The following is a 14,739-nucleotide window of genomic DNA, read 5'->3' on the forward strand; positions in this document are numbered from 1 at the left end:
CGGTACCACTTCGCCACGACAAGAGCGCCTGACCTGAGAAAAGACGTACGTACGGCTGAACAGGGGAAGGCAACGAGCCGTACTACTCGGCATCCCCGGCACCCGAGAGCGGGGAGCAGACGCGCCGCACCTGGAGGGTCGTCCGTTGTTCAGCATCACCGTCCGCGATCACATCATGATCGCCCACAGTTTCCGTGGCGACGTCTTCGGACCGGCCCAGCGCCTGCACGGGGCCACGTTCCTCGTGGATGCCACGTTCCGGCGCGAGCAGCTGGACGAGGACAACATCGTCGTCGACATCGGGCTGGCCACCCAGGAACTCGGCGCGGTCGTCAGCGAGCTGAACTACCGCAATCTCGACAACGAGCCCGACTTCGCGGGGGTCAACACCTCCACGGAGTTCCTCGCCAAGGTCATCGCCGACCGGCTCGCCGAGCGCATCCACAAGGGGGCGATGGGCGAGGGCGCCAAGGGCATCGCGGGCCTCACCGTCACCCTGCACGAGTCGCACATCGCCTGGGCGAGTTACGAGCGTGCGCTGTGACCGACACGACGATCGAACGGCCCGGGCAGCCCGGACCGGCGCCGGCACGGCTGAATTATGTTCCCGTGCAGCACGCTTCCCTGAAGAACGCCGAGATCATCCCCATGTCCCTGCGCACCGTGCACTTCGTGCTGCCGGGCGGCGTCGACGACCCGACGGCGCCGAGCGGCGGCAACGCCTACGACCGGCGCGTGTGCCTGGACCTGCCCGGCTTCGGCTGGCAGGCGACCAAGCACACCGTGGCCGGTGACTGGCCCAGGCCGGGAGCCGACGCCCGCACGGAACTGGCGAGCGCCCTGGCCGCGTTGCCCGACGGGGCCGTCGTGCTCCTCGACGGGCTGGTGGCCTGTGGCGTGCCCGAGATCGTGGTGCCCGAGGCGGAACGGCTGCGCATGGCCGTCCTCGTCCACCTCCCGCTCGGCGACGAGACGGGGCTCGACGCGGAGGTGGCGGCCGAGCTGGACGCCAGGGAGCGGACGGTGCTGCGGGCGGTGCCCGCGGTGATCGCCACCAGCGACTGGGCGGTCCGCCGCCTGGTAGCCCACCACGGCCTTCCCCCCGAGCGCGTCCATGTCGCCGCCCCCGGCGCCGACATCGCGCCGCTCGCGCCCGGCACCGACGGGGTGTCGCGCCTGCTGTGCGTGGCCGCCGTGACCCCGCGCAAGGGCCAGCACCGGCTGGTGGAGGCGCTGGCCGCGGTACGCGACCTGCCGTGGAGCTGCGTGTGCGTCGGGAGCCTGACCCAGGACCCGGAGTACGTCGCCCATCTGCGGTCCCTCATCGAGCAGCACGGCCTCCAGGACCGGCTGGAGCTGGCCGGGCCGAAGTCCGGCCCCGCGCTGGACGCCGCCTACGCGACCGCCGACCTGATGGTGCTCACCTCCTACGCCGAGACCTACGGCATGGCGGTGACCGAGGCCCTGGCCCGCGGCATCCCGGTGATGGCCACGGACGTCGGCGGGCTGCCGGAGGCCGTCGGCCGTGCGCCCGACGGCGGCGTGCCCGGCATCCTCGTGCCGCCGGAGAACCCCGCCGCCATCGCCGCCGAACTGCGCGGCTGGTTCGGCGAGGCGGACGTACGACGCCGTCTGAAGGCCGCCGCCCGCAGCCGTCGCGCCGCCCTCGACGGCTGGGCGACGACCGCACAGAGCCTGGCCGCGGTACTGCGCCGGCTCCCGACCGAACCCCGGAGGCCCGCATGACCAACCCGGCGACGACGACCCAGCAGGGCGGGGCGATTCCGGCGCAGCCCGGTCCGAGGGAGGTCACGGGCGTGACGGACAGCACGACGCCGGGGACGAAGCCCGGCTCAGCGCAGGCCGTCGCAGCGGGCGTTCAAGGCGTGGTTCCCGGCGGGCAGTCAGCGCGGGGCCAGGCCGCCGGGGCCGCACTGCCGGGCGTGGGCACCGGCGGCGAGTCCGGGGCCCGGTCGACCGAGCACGCCGCGGTCCCCGGCCCCGGCTCCAGTGTGGCGGTCGGTCCGGGGCACGCTCCCGGGGCCGTCATCCCCGGCGCCGGCCCCAGCGGCAACCCCGGCTCGCGGCCGACCGTCAAGCTGCGTGAGGCGGGCCCGGACGATCCGCCCCGGTACGCGCCCGAGTGGCTGGAGCTGCGGGAACCGGCCGACGCCGCCGCGCGGGCGCACGACCTGCTGGACCCGCTTCGGATCCGGCTCGCCAACATGCCCGGCAAGTCGGGCGTCGTCATCCACGACCTGGGCTGCGGCACCGGCTCGATGGGCCGCTGGCTCGCGTCCCGCCTGGACGGCGCCCAGCACTGGATCCTGCACGACCGCGACCCCTACCTGCTGCACTTCGCCGCCGTCTCCTCCTCGCGCTCGGCCGCCGACGGCAGCCGGGTCACCGTGGAGACGCGCCGCGGCGACGTCGCCCGCCTCACCCCGGACGCCCTGCACGGCGCGTCCCTGGTGACCGCGTCCGCCCTGCTGGACGTCCTCACCCGGGAGGAGATCGACGCCCTCGCCGCCGCGTGCACCGGGGCCGGCTGCCCCGCCCTGCTGACGCTGTCCGTCGCCGGGCGGGTCGAACTGACCCCGTCCCACCCGCTGGACGCGGAGCTGACCCAGGCGTTCAACGACCACCAGCGCCGCGACGGCCTGCTCGGCCCCGACGCGGTCACGGCGGCGGCCGAGGCGTTCTCCGAGCACGGCGCGACCGTACGGCTGCACCCGAGCCCCTGGCGGCTCGGCCCCGAGCAGGCCGCGCTCACCGAGCAGTGGCTGCGCGGCTGGGTCGGCGCGGCCGTCGAGGAGCGCCCCGAGCTGCGGGCCGAGGCCGAGGTCTACCTGACCGACCGGCTGACCGCCCTCGCCGCGGGCGAGCTGCGTGTCACCGTCCACCACGTCGACCTCCTGGCCCTGTCCCGACCGGGGGGCGGAGCGTCATGAGCCCCCAGGCGACGGGAACGCGCCCGCGCACCACGCCCACGGAGAACCCCCGGGTGCCCGCGCCCCCCGGCGGCATCCGGGTGCCCGCGGCGTCCGGTGCGGGGGTCACGGCCCGGGCGGACGTGGTCGTGCCGCGCCCGGCCGCCGGCGACAGAAGCGAGCCCGCCGCCCCCGGCCGAAAAGCCGAAGTCCCGGTGGGTGCCGGGGCGTCGGTCTCCGGCCCCCTCCGCAGGGCCCTGGGCCGCCTCGGCTCGCCGAAGGTCCGTACGCACTTCGGCACCGTCGCCGGGATCGCCATCCTGGGCGTGCTGTTCTGGCGGCTCGGCACCGGCGTCTTCCTGGACGGGCTGCGGCGGATCGACGGGATGGCGCTGCTGCTCGCGCTCGGCATCGGCCTCGTCACCACCGTGTGCAGCGCGTGGCGGTGGGCGATCGTGGCCCGGGGACTCAAGATCCGGCTGCCGTTCGGGCCGGCGGTCGCGGACTACTACCGCGCGCTGTTCCTGAACGCGGCCCTGCCCGGCGGCGTTCTCGGTGATGTGCACCGGGCCGTGCGGCACGGGCAGAGCGAGGGGGACGTGCGGCGGGGCGTGAAGGCCGTCGTCCTCGAACGGGCCGCCGGGCAGATCGCGTTGTTCGCCGTCGGCGCCGTCGTCCTGCTGACCATGCCGTCCCCGGTACTGACCGAGGCCCGGCACATCGCCCCGCCGGCGGCCCTGGCCGTCCTCGGGGCGCTCGCCGTCGTCCTCGCCCTGCGCATGAACCGCCCGGCACCCTCCCGGCGTGGCCGCAAGCTGCGCGCGGCCCTTGCCGAGACCCGCCAGGGGCTGCTGTCGCGGGAGAACGGGCCCGCGGTGGTTGTCTCCTCCGTGGTGGTGCTGGCAGGTTACGTCGCGATGTTCGTACTCGCCGCCCGTGTCGCCGGGACCGCCGCCTCCGTGGCCGTCCTGCTGCCCCTCGCCGTTCTCGCCCTGCTGGCGATGGGCCTGCCGCTGAACGTCGGCGGCTGGGGCCCCCGGGAGGGCGTCACCGCCTGGGCGTTCGGCGCGGCGGGCCTGGGCGCCGGCCGGGGGCTGGCCGTCGCGGTCGTCTACGGGGTGCTCAGCCTCGTGGCCAGCCTGCCCGGCCTGATCGTGCTCGTGGCCCGTTGGTACACGGGCCTGCGGACCGGGTCCGGGGCCACCGCACAGGCCCCGGAACCCGCTCCCGCACCGCCGGGTGACTACGCGTCGGAGGTCAGCATCGAGAAATACGCCCCGAAGGAATCCGCGAGGCTCGCCAGGAGTTCCTTCCCCTTTTCCGCCGAACCCAGCGAAGGACGACCGATGACACCGGAATCGGTATAGCCGGACATGCCGAGGGTGAGCAGATGACGCCGGTCGTCAGCGACGAAATCGGAGGTCTCATAACCGGGCCGGAGCATTTCGGGATGAGCGTGCAGAAGGATGGAGGTCTCGATTTCCCCCGCATGCATGTCGGTGAGCAGCGAGGTGACCACACCCGCCCGCTCGCGCGCCGTCTCCCAGTCCTCCGCGGCCGGGAAGAGCGCCATCCGCTCGCCGCGGGCGGAGGATTCCTGAACCACGTTGCCCAGCACATAGTTGCCGCCGTGCCCGTTGACCACCACCAGGGCGTCGACCCCGGACCGGCGCAGCGAAGCCGCAATGTCCCGTACCACCGCATGAAGGGTCACCGAGGAGATGCTCACGGTCCCCGGCCAGGCCGCGTGCTCGTGCGAGCACGAGATCGTCACCGGAGGAAGGAGGTGCACCGGGTACGCGCCGGCTATCTCCCGCGCGACGGCACAGGCGACGAGCGTGTCGGTCGCCAGGGGGAGGTACGGACCGTGCTGCTCGAAGCTCCCCACGGGAAGCACCGCGACCTGCCGTGAGACACCGGCGCCCCGCGTCCGTACGTCTTCCGTGGTGTCCGCCGGCACCAGATCACTCATAACGTCACGGCCTTTCGTCTCTGCTTAGGAACTCGAGAATCATGACAGAAAAAATTGGTGTACTCGGCAAGAAGTCGACGCAGCGGACCGGCGTGGAACGCGTCGTGAATGCCCCACTGCCCACGGTGTACGGGAAATTCCAGGCGGTCGGCTACCTGGACCACGACCGCGGTGACGAACAGGTGGCGCTGGTCTACGGCGAGATCGGCACGGACGGCGTCCTGATCCGGCTGCACTCGGAGTGCCTGACCGGCGACGCCTTCGGCTCCCAGCACTGCGAGTGCGGTGACCAGCTCGACGCCGCCCTGCGCGCGGTCGTCGCCGAAGGAGCCGGTGTCGTGGTCTACCTCAGAGGGCACGAAGGCCGCGGCATCGGCCTGCTCGCCAAGCTGCGTGCGATGGCCCTGCAGGCGGAGGGCCTGGACACCGTCGAGGCCAACCTCGCCCTCGGCCTGCCGGTCGACGCCCGCGACTACGGTGTCGCCGCCCGGATCCTGGACGACCTGGGTGTGCGGTCCGTGCGGCTGATGTCCAACAACCCGCGCAAGCGCGAGGCGCTGGTGGACCACGGCATCACCGTCACCGAGCAGGTGCCGCTGCTGATCCCGCCGTGCGAGAACAACATCACCTATCTGCGCACCAAGCGGGAACGCCTCGACCACCACCTGCCCCACCTGGACGCGGTGGTCAGCTCCTCCTGACCGCGCGGCCGGTTCCGGTTCCCGACGTGACCTGGGCGAATCCGTGCGCGACCCGCAGGCGGGCCGCGTACGCTTCGTGGACGTCCGCCCCAGAAGCGTCGGCCCCCAGCGGCCGACGCCTCACGCCGGAGGCCCACTGGGATGACCGAGCTCCATCTGTGGCTGCGCCACGAGGCCCGCACGACCGAGCGACGCACTCCGATCGTTCCCGACGACGCCCGGCGGCTCGTCGGGAGCGGAGTGGAACTGACCGTCGAGGAGTCCCCGCAGCGGGTCTTCCCGATCGAGGAGTACGAGGAGGCAGGCTGCCGCGTCGCCCCCGCGGGCTCCTGGGTGACGGCGCCCCGGGACGCCGTCGTGCTCGGCCTCAAGGAACTGCCCGAGGAGCCGGCCGCCCTGACGCACCGGCACATCTTCTTCGGCCACGCCTACAAGGGCCAGCCGGGAGCGGCGGAGCTGCTGGGCCGGTTCGCCGCCGGGGGCGGGGCGCTGTTCGACCTGGAGTACCTGGTGGACGACACCGGACGACGCCTGGCCGCCTTCGGTTTCTGGGCCGGCTATCTGGGCGCCGCCCTCGCCGTGCTCCGGCACCGGGGCCGGCTGCGGGCGCCCCTGACGCCGACCACCAAGGAAGACCTGGACGAGACGCTGAAGCCCGCCCCCGGCGACGCCGAGTTCACCGGCCTCGTCATCGGCGCCCTGGGCCGTAGCGGCCGCGGCGCCCGCGCGGCCTTCGCCACCGCCGGAGTCGACCCCACCTGCTGGGACCTGGCCGAGACGCGGGACCTGGACCGGCCGGCCCTGCTGCGGCACGACGTGATGGTGAACGCGGTGCTCGCCACCACCCCCGTCCCGCCCTTCCTGCGCGAGCAGGACCTCGACGCCCCGGACCGCCGCCTGCGCACCCTGTGCGACGTGACCTGCGACGTCGGCTCCCCGCTCAACGTCCTCCCGGTGTACGACGACACCACCTCCTGGGACGAGCCCGTACGGCGGCTGCGCGACGCACCCCCGCTCGACCTCATCGCCATCGACAACCTGCCCTCCCTGCTGCCGCTGGAGTCCAGCGCCGACTTCTCGGCCGCCCTCTTGCCCCATCTGCTCGACTTCGGTGTCTCCGGACCCTGGGGGCGCTGCCTGGAACGGTTCCGTGACGCGTCCCGCACTCACGGCCTCGACAAGGGGGAAGCCCCTTGAGCACTGAACCGGCTGGGGCGAGCGGCACCGTCCACTGGATCGGCGCCGGCCTGTCCACGGGCAGCGGCCTCGCGGCGCTGTGCGACACGGCCGAGCGGGTCCGGCTCTGGCACCGCACCGAGAGCCGGGCCGCCGACGCCCTCGGCCGGCTGGGCCTCACCGGGAGGGCCGAGCCCCGGGCGTACACGCTGCCCGCGCTCGCCGCCGAACTCGCGCCGGGTGACGTCGTCGTGTCGATGCTGCCCGCCCCCGAGCACGCCCCTCTCCTTACCGACTGTGTACGGCAGGGGGCGCACTTCGCCTGCTCCAGCTATGTGTCGGACGCGGTGCTGGAGCACGTGCCCGCCGCCGGCAAGGCCGGACTCGTCGTCCTCACCGAGGCCGGGCTCGACCCGGGCATCGATCACCTCTTCGCCCACGCCCTGGTCGCCCGGGCCCGGGAGGCCATCGGCGACGCCACGCCCGCCTCGTACACCCTCACGTCGTACTGCGGCGGAGTTCCTGCCGTCCCGAACGACTTCACCTACCGCTTCAGCTGGGCACCCACCGGTGTCCTCAACGCCCTGCGCTCCCCGGCCCGTTACATCGAGGACGGTGCGCGGACCGTCGCCGAGCGGCCGTGGGAGGCGACCCGGCGGCATGTCGTCGACGGGGAGACCTTCGAGGTCTACCCCAACCGCGACAGCCTCCCGTTCGTCGCGCAGTACGGGCTGCCGGATGCCTGGACACCACGGACGTTCGTGCGCGGCACCCTGCGGCTGGAGGGCTGGCTGCGCGCCTGGGATGCCGTCTTCGCCGAACTCAGGGGCGGCGACGACGACCGCATCGCCGCCCTGGCCCGGGAACTGGCCGCCGCCTACCCGACCACGGACGACGACCACGACCGGGTCGTCCTCGCCGTGTCGCTGGACGTGCGGGCCGAGTCCGGGCGCTCCTGGGCGGGCGGCTGTCTGCTGGACCTGGTGGGTGACGCGGAGGAGAGCGCGATGGCCCGCTGTGTCTCGCGGACCCTCGCTCTCGGAGTCCGTCACATCCTGGACGGCTCCCTGCCCCCGGGCCTGAACCGCGCCGCCGAGACGGCCGCCCGGTCCGAGCAGTGGCTGGGTGAACTCGCCCGGGACGGACTGGAGTTCACCCTCCGCGTCGACCGGTAGCGGGCGTCAGTCCGACAGGGCCTCATGGACCATCCGCTTGAGGTCCTTGAAGACCGAGTGCGAGGTTCTGGGCCGCACCTGCGTCATGAACTGCACCGTCAGGTCGCGGCCCGGGTCGATCCAGAACGTCGTGGTGGCCACCCCGCTCCAGCCGAAGGCGCCGAGCCCGGTCGGTACCAGGGTGCGGGACGGATCGATCACCACGGAGCAGTTGAAGCCGAAGCCGAGACCGTCGTTGCCGGGCTCGTCGTGGGCCGGGCGGCTGCCGAAGGCCCGCAGGTCGGCTCCGCCGGGCAGGTGGTTGCGGGTCATCAGGTCCACGGTCCGCGGGGCGAGCAGCCGCACGCCGTCGAGTTCGCCCCGGCGGCGCAGCATCTCCATGAAGCGGTGGTAGTCATGGGCCGTGCACACCATGCCGCCGCTGCCCGACAGGAACCGCGGCCGGCCGCGCAGCGGGAGCCCCGGGATCGGCTCGATGCCGCCGCCGCCCTCCTTCTCCCCGTACATCTCGCAGAGCCGGGGCGCCTGTGCGTCCGTGACGTGGAAGCCCGCGTCCGTCATGCCGAGCGGCCCGAAGATCCGCTCGGCGCAGAACACGTCGAGCGGCTTCCCGGACACGACCTCGATGATCCGGCCGAGGACGTTGGCGGCCACCGAGTAGTTCCACTCGGTGCCCGGCTCGAACTGCAGCGGCAGGCTCGCGTACACCTCGACGGTCTCGGCCAGGTCCGCACCCGGCGGCACCGACGACTCCAGGCGGGCGTCGCGGTACAGGGCGTCGACCGGGTGGGCGTGGTAGAAGCCGAAGGTCAGGCCCGAGGTGTGGGTCAGCAGATGCCGGACGAGTATCGGGCCGTCGGCCGGGCGGGTCTCGACGTCCGCCCCGGACCCGCCGACGTAGACCCGGGGGTCGGCGAACGCGGGCAGGTGGCCGGCGACCGGGTCGTCCAGGGACAGCCGGCCCTCCTCCACCAGCAGCAGGGCGGCGACCGCGGTGACCGGCTTCGTCATGGAGTAGACCCGCCACAGGGTGTCGGGCTCGACCGGGAGCTCGGCCGCGACGTCGCGCCGGCCGTGCGTCGTGAGGTGGGCGACGCGCCCGCCCCGGGCGACGGAGACCAGGAAGCCCGGCAGACGCCCTTCGTCGACCAGCCGGGCGAAGTGCCGGTCCAGGCGGCCCAGCACCTGCGGATCCAGCCCGGCCTCACCCGGATCGACCTCTTGTCGCAGCTGTGCCATGCCTCGTCTCCCGTCGCGCTCATAGAGATGAGATCCGGCATACCCCACCCGGAGGGCCTCAGACCCCATCGGGATGCAGGAACGGTTCATGATCGCGCAAGAACGCGTGAGCGGGGTTTCCGGGGCAACGCCTCTCGGGGGCGGCGGGGCAACGCCCTTCAGGGGCGCGGGGCTGAGTCGATGTGCGGCTCCGCCGCGTGGGCGCGACCAGCCCCCACGCACCCGCACTTGCCCCGCACCCGCACCCGCACCCGAGGGCCACTCACGACCGGACCTCAAAAACAGCCAGTGGAAAGCGCGCCGGCGTCAGGCCGCCGTCACCTTCTCCTGCCGCGCGGCCCCGGCCCCGGCCCGGCCCCGTTCCCCCAACCCCTCCGTCGGAACCCGGTGCGTCTCCCGCGCCGACACCGCCGCGATCACCGGCGGCACGCACAGCGCTGCCGTGAACAGCGCCACCGCCGACCAGTCGTCACCCCCGGGCCCCGCGATCTGCGCCGCGAACGTCACCGCGAACCCGGCCGCCGCGAACCCGATCTGCGTACCGATGGCCACGCCGGACAGCCGCACCCGGGTCGCGAACATCTCGCCGTAGAACGCGGGCCACACCCCGTTCGCGGCGCTGTAGACGACGCCGAAGCAGACGATGCCCGTCAGGAATGTCAGCGGGTAGGAGCCGGTGGAGACCGCCCACAGGTACAGGAACATCGTCACCGCGCTGCCGGCCGCGCCGATCAGGAACACCGGGCGGCGCCCGATCCGGTCGGACAGCGTCGCCCACAGCGGGATCGCGGCGAGTGCGACGACATTGGCCAGGGCGCCCACCCACAGCATGGCCGTACGCGACATGCCGACCGCGTCGCTCGTGGCGTACGCCAGGGCCCACACCGTGAAGATCGTGCTGACCGAGGCGATCAGCGCGCCCCCGATCACCCGCAGCACATCCGCCCAGTGCTCGCGGAGCAGGATCACGAGGGGCAGCTTGACCACACCCTCCTGGGCGGCCTGCTGGGCGAAGGCGGGTGTCTCGTCCAGCTTGCGGCGGATGACCCAGCCGACGACGGCGACCGCGACGCTCAGCCAGAACGGCAGCCGCCAGCCCCACGACAGCAACTGGTCCTCGGGCAGCGCGGCGACCGGGATGAAGACCAGCGTGGCCAGCAGCTGGCCGCCCTGGGTGCCGCTGAGGGTGAAGCTGGTGAAGAAGCCGCGCCGGTCCGGTGGCGCGTGCTCCAGCGTCATGGAGTTGGCGCTGGCCTGCTCGCCCGCCGCCGAGATGCCCTGCAGCACCCGGCACAGCACCAGCAGGACCGGGGCGAGACCGCCGACCTGGTCGCGGGTCGGCAGACAGCCGATGAGGAACGTCGACAGGCCCATCAGCATCAGGGTGAAGACCATGATCTTCTTGCGGCCGAGCTTGTCCCCGAAGTGCCCGAGCACCAGCGCGCCGACCGGTCGGGCGGCGTACGCGACACCGAACGTGGCCAGCGACAGCAGGGTCGCGGTCGCGGGGTCGGACTCGTCGAAGAACACCTCGGGGAAGATCAGCGCGGCGGCACTGCCGTAGATGAAGAAGTCGTAGTACTCCAGGGCGCTGCCGATCCAGGCGGCGGTCGCGGCTTTCCTGGGCTGACCGGGCGGGGCGGCGGACCCTGAGGGCATGGCGGGGACGGACACGGCGGCTCCTTCGGGGGGCTCCACCTTAGGGCGGAGCGGGGTGATGGACGAGCAGAGGGGGACGTGCCGGATCGCGGCTAATTAACCCACTGGGTAGTTAGTAGGGGATGGCCAGAGATGCTGCGCCCGCGTGCCGCCGGTGTCAAGGGGTGGTGCGCGGCCTGTTCAGTCCGCCGAGCGCTCCGCCGTCAGATACGCGATCACCATGTCGCCCAGCATCGCCCGGTAGTGGGCGCGCTGTGCCCCGTCGAGCAGGTCGCGGCCGAACAGCGCGCCGAAGGTGTGCCGGTTGGAGACCCGGAAGAAGCAGAAGGAGGAGATCATCGCGTGCAGGTCGACGGCGTCGACGTCGGCCGTGAACAGGCCGGACTCCTGGCCCGACGCCAGGATCCGGCGGATCACGTCCAGGGCGGGGGAGCCGATCTTGCCGAGCTTCTCGGAGCCGGCGATGTGGTGGGCCTCGTGGATGTTCTCGATGCTGACCAGGCGGATGAAGTCCGGGTGCTGCTCGTGGTGGTCGAAGGTCAGCTCGGCCAGCCGCCGGATCGCCGCCACCGGGTCCAGGTGGTCGACGTCGAGCTCCTGCTCGGCCTCCCGGATCACGCCGTACGCGCGCTCCAGCACGGCCGTGAACAGCTGCTCCTTGCCGCCGAAGTAGTAGTAGATCATCCGCTTGGTGGTGCGGGTGCGGGCGGCGATCTCGTCGACCCGGGCGCCGTCGTAGCCGGCCCGGGCGAACTCCTGGGTGGCGACGTCGAGGATCTCGGCCCGGGTGCGGGCGGCGTCACGGATGCGCTCGCCGGATCGTGCCGGTTCTTCGACGCTGGTCATCAGGTTCCTTCGGGCGGAGGGTCCGGTGCCGGTGATTCTAGAAGCAGGGGCCCGTCCGGCCGTGGGGTCTTCCCCAGCTCGTTCTCGGCTGATATAGCTAACGTACTAGTTCGTACATTAGTGAGCCGCTCGGGAGGCGCGCGTGCCCAAGGAGTCGTATCTCGTCGGACTGATCGGTTCCGGCATCGGCCCGTCACTCAGCCCGGCGCTGCACGAGCGTGAGGCCGACCGGCAGGGCCTGCGCCTGGTGTACCGGCTGATCGACATCGACGCGCTCGGGGTGCCGCCCGAGGCGGTCGGGGACCTGCTGCGGGCCGCCCGCGACCTGGGCTTCGACGGGCTCAACATCACGCACCCCTGCAAGCAGCTCGTCATCGAGCACCTGGACGCGCTTGCCCCGCAGGCCGAGGCGCTGGGCGCGGTCAACACCGTCGTCTTCGAGGACGGGCGGGCCGTCGGCCACAACACGGACGTCACCGGCTTCGCCGCGTCCTTCGCGCGCGGGCTGCCCGACGCCCCGCTGGAGCGGGTCGTGCAGCTGGGCGCCGGAGGCGCGGGGGCGGCCGTCGCCCACGCCACGCTCACCCTCGGCGCCGGGCGGGTCACCGTAGTCGACGCCCTGCCCGAAAGGGCCGAGACCCTGGCCGGGGCCCTGAACCGCAGCTTCGGAGAGGGCCGGGCGGCCGCCTCCGCCCCGGACCGGCAGGCCGAGCTGCTCGCCCGGGCCGACGGCATCGTGCACGCCACCCCCACCGGCATGGCCGCCCACCCCGGCCTGCCCCTGCCCGCCGAACTGCTCCACTCGGGCCTGTGGGTGGCCGAGGTGGTCTACCGCCCGCTGGAGACCGAACTGCTGCGCACCGCCCGCGCCCTGGGCTGCGCCACCCTCGACGGCGGCGGCATGGCCGCGTTCCAGGCCGCCGACGCGTTCCGCCTGTTCACCGGCCGGGAACCCGACGCCGCGCGGATGCTGGCGGACCTGACCGAACTGGCCGGGGCCGTCGGAGCTGCGAACTAGAAAGAGGTACCGACGTGCGTACGTCCATCGCCACCGTCTCCCTCAGCGGCTCCCTCACCGGGAAACTCGACGCCGCCGCCCGGGCCGGCTTCGACGGGGTGGAGATCTTCGAGAACGACCTGCTGGCCTGCCCCCTCACCCCCGAGGACATCCGCGCCCGCTGCGCCGACCTCGGGCTGGGCATCGACCTCTACCAGCCGATGCGCGACATCGAGGCCGTCCCCGAGGCGGAGTTCACCCGGAACCTGCGGCGGGCCCGGCACAAGTTCGAGCTGATGCGCCGGCTCGGCGCCGGCACGGTCCTCGTCTGCTCCAGCGTCTCCCCGCAGGCGGTGGACGACGACGCCCTCGCCGCGGAGCAGCTGAGCCGGCTCGCCGATCTGGCGGCGGAGTCCGGCATCCGGGTCGCCTACGAGGCGCTCGCCTGGGGGCGGCACGTCAGTACGTACGACCACGCCTGGCGCATCGTGGAGAGGGCCGGTCACCCCGCGCTCGGCACCTGCCTGGACAGCTTCCACATCCTCTCGCGCGGCTCGGATCCCAAGGGCATCGCGGACATCCCCGGCGAGAAGATCTTCTTCCTCCAGCTCGCCGACGCCCCGCTGCCGGCCATGGACGTCCTGCAGTGGAGCCGCCACCACCGCTGCTTCCCCGGCCAGGGCGGCTTCGACGTGGCGGGTCTGGTGCGGCACGTCCTGGCCACCGGCTACGACGGCCCGCTCTCCCTGGAGGTCTTCAACGATGTCTTCCGGCAGGCCGACGCCGGTCCGACCGCCGTCGACGCCCGGCGCTCCCTGCTGGTCCTGCAGGAGACGGTGGGCCGGGCGCCCCTGCCCGACCCCGTCGTCCCCACCGGCGTCGCCTTCGCCGAGCTGGTCACACCCGACGCCGAACCCCTCGCCGCGCTGCTCGGCTCCCTGGGCTTCACCCGGACCGCCCGCCATCGCGGCAAGCCTGTCGACCTGTGGGAGCAGGGCGAGGCCCGGGTCCTGGTCAACACCGGCACCGCCGTCCGCCGCGACGGCACCCGGCTCGCCGCGATCGGGCTGGAGTCACCGGACCCGGCCGGAGCCGCCCGGCGGGCCGAGGCCCTGCTCGCGCCCGTCCTGCCCCGCCGCCGCGCACCGCAGGACGCCCCGCTGGAAGCGGTCGCCGCCCCCGATGGCACGGAGCTGTTCTTCTGCGCCACCGGCCGCCCGGAACTGCCCGACTGGCGGGCCGACTTCGAGACCACGGGCCTGCCTCCGGCACAGGCCGGCTTCCGGGGCATCGACCACCTCGCCCTCACCCAGCCCTGGCACCACTTCGACGAGGCGGCCCTCTTTCACCGGGGCGTGCTCGGCCTGCACGCCCAGGAGAGCGTGGACGTCGCCGACCCCTACGGCCTGATGCGCAGCCGTGCCGTCACCAACCCCGACGGCAGCGTCCGGATCGCCCTCACCGTCGGCGCCGCACCCACCGACGACACCGTCCACGCCCAGCACATCGCCCTGGCCACCGACGACGTCGTCGCCGCGGCCCGCCGGTTCCGGGAGGCGGGCGGCAGTCTGCTGCCGGTGCCCGCGAACTACTTCGACGACCTCGCCGCCCGCTTCGAGTTCGCCGACGGCGAGCTGGAGACCTACCGCGACCTCGGCATCCTCTACGACCGTGACGACCACGGCGTCTTCCGCCACTGCTACACCCGCACCGTCGGACGGGTCTTCTTCGAACTGGTCCAGCGCGACGGCGGCCACCGGGGCTACGGCGCCGCCAACGCCCCGGTGCGGCTGGCCGCGCAGCACACGGCACGGGCGCTCACTGGCGGCTGACGGTCCGGGTGATGCCGGTGTGACGGTGGTGGCGAGGATCCAGCCCGTGAGCACCGGGGCGGAGGAGAGCCACTGGTAGCCGTCGGTCGGCGCCCCAGGCCGCGTCCCGTGCCGGGGTCTCGTCGGCCGGGTTCCGGAGGTCCACGTCCCGCCCGCGCGGGAAGGCGCCCCGCACCCGCTCCTCGGCGGGTGTCATGTCGTCGGTCTCCCTC

13 protein-coding genes and 1 pseudogene are annotated in these 14,739 nt (G+C 73.2%); 9 read left to right on the forward strand and 5 right to left on the reverse strand.

Features of this window, described 5'->3' with window-relative positions:
* Positions 1 to 145 precede the first annotated feature (145 nt).
* The 4 genes and pseudogenes from IGS69_RS29470 to IGS69_RS34815 form a co-directional block, all read left to right on the forward strand.
* Complete coding sequence (locus IGS69_RS29470; protein WP_190903501.1) at positions 146 to 544, forward strand: 6-pyruvoyl trahydropterin synthase family protein; 399 nt, start codon at positions 146 to 148, stop codon at positions 542 to 544.
* The gene (locus tag IGS69_RS29475; RefSeq protein ID WP_190903502.1) at positions 541 to 1,746 is read left to right on the forward strand and encodes a glycosyltransferase family 4 protein; all 1,206 of its coding nucleotides are present in this window, start codon (positions 541 to 543) and stop codon (positions 1,744 to 1,746) included. The genes IGS69_RS29470 and IGS69_RS29475 overlap by 4 nt, the downstream gene beginning before the upstream one ends.
* Before the next feature lie 266 nt (positions 1,747 to 2,012).
* A complete protein-coding gene (locus tag IGS69_RS29480; protein WP_190904696.1) occupies positions 2,013 to 2,951 on the forward strand; it encodes a class I SAM-dependent methyltransferase in 939 nt (312 codons plus the stop codon).
* Positions 2,948 to 4,018: pseudogene (locus IGS69_RS34815) on the forward strand (lysylphosphatidylglycerol synthase transmembrane domain-containing protein); the annotation flags it as partial. The gene IGS69_RS29480 and the pseudogene IGS69_RS34815, both read left to right, overlap by 4 nt.
* Before the next feature lie 155 nt (positions 4,019 to 4,173).
* Here IGS69_RS34815 and IGS69_RS29485 read toward each other — a convergent pair.
* A complete protein-coding gene (locus IGS69_RS29485; RefSeq protein WP_190903503.1) occupies positions 4,174 to 4,902 on the reverse strand; it encodes a creatininase family protein in 729 nt (242 codons plus the stop codon).
* A gap of 41 nt (positions 4,903 to 4,943) precedes the next feature.
* Here IGS69_RS29485 and ribA point away from each other — a divergent pair, with 41 nt between their 5' ends.
* The 3 genes from ribA (at position 4,944) to IGS69_RS29500 (ending at position 7,954) form a co-directional block, all read left to right on the forward strand.
* Positions 4,944 to 5,603 (forward strand): GTP cyclohydrolase II, encoded by a 660-nt coding sequence (gene ribA / locus IGS69_RS29490; RefSeq protein WP_190903504.1) that lies wholly within the window; start codon positions 4,944 to 4,946, stop codon positions 5,601 to 5,603.
* 141 nt (positions 5,604 to 5,744) lie between these two features.
* Entirely contained in the window at positions 5,745 to 6,800 is a 1,056-nt protein-coding gene (locus tag IGS69_RS29495; RefSeq protein ID WP_190903505.1) for a saccharopine dehydrogenase, read from the forward strand.
* Positions 6,797 to 7,954 (forward strand): saccharopine dehydrogenase family protein, encoded by a 1,158-nt coding sequence (locus IGS69_RS29500; protein ID WP_190903506.1) that lies wholly within the window; start codon positions 6,797 to 6,799, stop codon positions 7,952 to 7,954. The genes IGS69_RS29495 and IGS69_RS29500 overlap by 4 nt, the downstream gene beginning before the upstream one ends.
* Before the next feature lie 6 nt (positions 7,955 to 7,960).
* On the opposite strand, the gene IGS69_RS29505 is transcribed toward IGS69_RS29500, so the two are convergent.
* The 3 genes from IGS69_RS29505 to IGS69_RS29515 form a co-directional block, all read right to left on the reverse strand.
* Positions 7,961 to 9,193 carry a serine hydrolase domain-containing protein gene (locus tag IGS69_RS29505; RefSeq protein WP_190903507.1) on the reverse strand — a complete coding sequence of 411 codons (1,233 nt, stop codon included), beginning with the start codon at positions 9,191 to 9,193 and terminating at the stop codon, positions 7,961 to 7,963.
* A gap of 306 nt (positions 9,194 to 9,499) precedes the next feature.
* Entirely contained in the window at positions 9,500 to 10,867 is a 1,368-nt protein-coding gene (locus IGS69_RS29510; RefSeq protein WP_190903508.1) for an MFS transporter, read from the reverse strand.
* A gap of 165 nt (positions 10,868 to 11,032) precedes the next feature.
* Complete coding sequence (locus tag IGS69_RS29515; protein ID WP_190903509.1) at positions 11,033 to 11,698, reverse strand: TetR/AcrR family transcriptional regulator; 666 nt, start codon at positions 11,696 to 11,698, stop codon at positions 11,033 to 11,035.
* Between the two features lie 142 nt (positions 11,699 to 11,840).
* Here IGS69_RS29515 and IGS69_RS29520 point away from each other — a divergent pair, with 142 nt between their 5' ends.
* On the forward strand, positions 11,841 to 12,716 hold the full coding sequence (locus tag IGS69_RS29520) for a shikimate dehydrogenase (RefSeq protein ID WP_190903510.1): 876 nt from the start codon (positions 11,841 to 11,843) through the stop codon (positions 12,714 to 12,716).
* 14 nt (positions 12,717 to 12,730) lie between these two features.
* Positions 12,731 to 14,527 carry a bifunctional sugar phosphate isomerase/epimerase/4-hydroxyphenylpyruvate dioxygenase family protein gene (locus IGS69_RS29525; protein WP_190903511.1) on the forward strand — a complete coding sequence of 599 codons (1,797 nt, stop codon included), beginning with the start codon at positions 12,731 to 12,733 and terminating at the stop codon, positions 14,525 to 14,527.
* On the opposite strand, the gene IGS69_RS29530 is transcribed toward IGS69_RS29525, so the two are convergent.
* Positions 14,514 to 14,723 carry a hypothetical protein gene (locus IGS69_RS29530; protein WP_190903512.1) on the reverse strand — a complete coding sequence of 70 codons (210 nt, stop codon included), beginning with the start codon at positions 14,721 to 14,723 and terminating at the stop codon, positions 14,514 to 14,516. The genes IGS69_RS29525 and IGS69_RS29530 overlap by 14 nt on opposite strands.
* Between the last annotated feature and the right edge of the window lie 16 nt (positions 14,724 to 14,739).

Origin of the sequence: Streptomyces tuirus (assembly GCF_014701095.1) — a bacterium.
Classification (GTDB): Bacteria; Actinomycetota; Actinomycetes; order Streptomycetales; family Streptomycetaceae; genus Streptomyces; species Streptomyces tuirus.

Bases quoted from the DNA above. Each gene is read 5' to 3' on its own strand.
- IGS69_RS29485 (WP_190903503.1), bottom strand. From the start codon at position 4,902: ATGAGTGATCTGGTGCCGGCGGACACCACGGAAGACGTACGGACGCGG.
- ribA (WP_190903504.1), top strand. From the start codon at position 4,944: ATGACAGAAAAAATTGGTGTACTCGGCAAGAAGTCGACGCAGCGGACC.
- IGS69_RS29495 (WP_190903505.1), top strand. From the start codon at position 5,745: ATGACCGAGCTCCATCTGTGGCTGCGCCACGAGGCCCGCACGACCGAG.
- IGS69_RS29505 (WP_190903507.1), bottom strand. From the start codon at position 9,193: ATGGCACAGCTGCGACAAGAGGTCGATCCGGGTGAGGCCGGGCTGGAT.
- IGS69_RS29515 (WP_190903509.1), bottom strand. From the start codon at position 11,698: ATGACCAGCGTCGAAGAACCGGCACGATCCGGCGAGCGCATCCGTGAC.
- IGS69_RS29530 (WP_190903512.1), bottom strand. From the start codon at position 14,723: ATGACACCCGCCGAGGAGCGGGTGCGGGGCGCCTTCCCGCGCGGGCGG.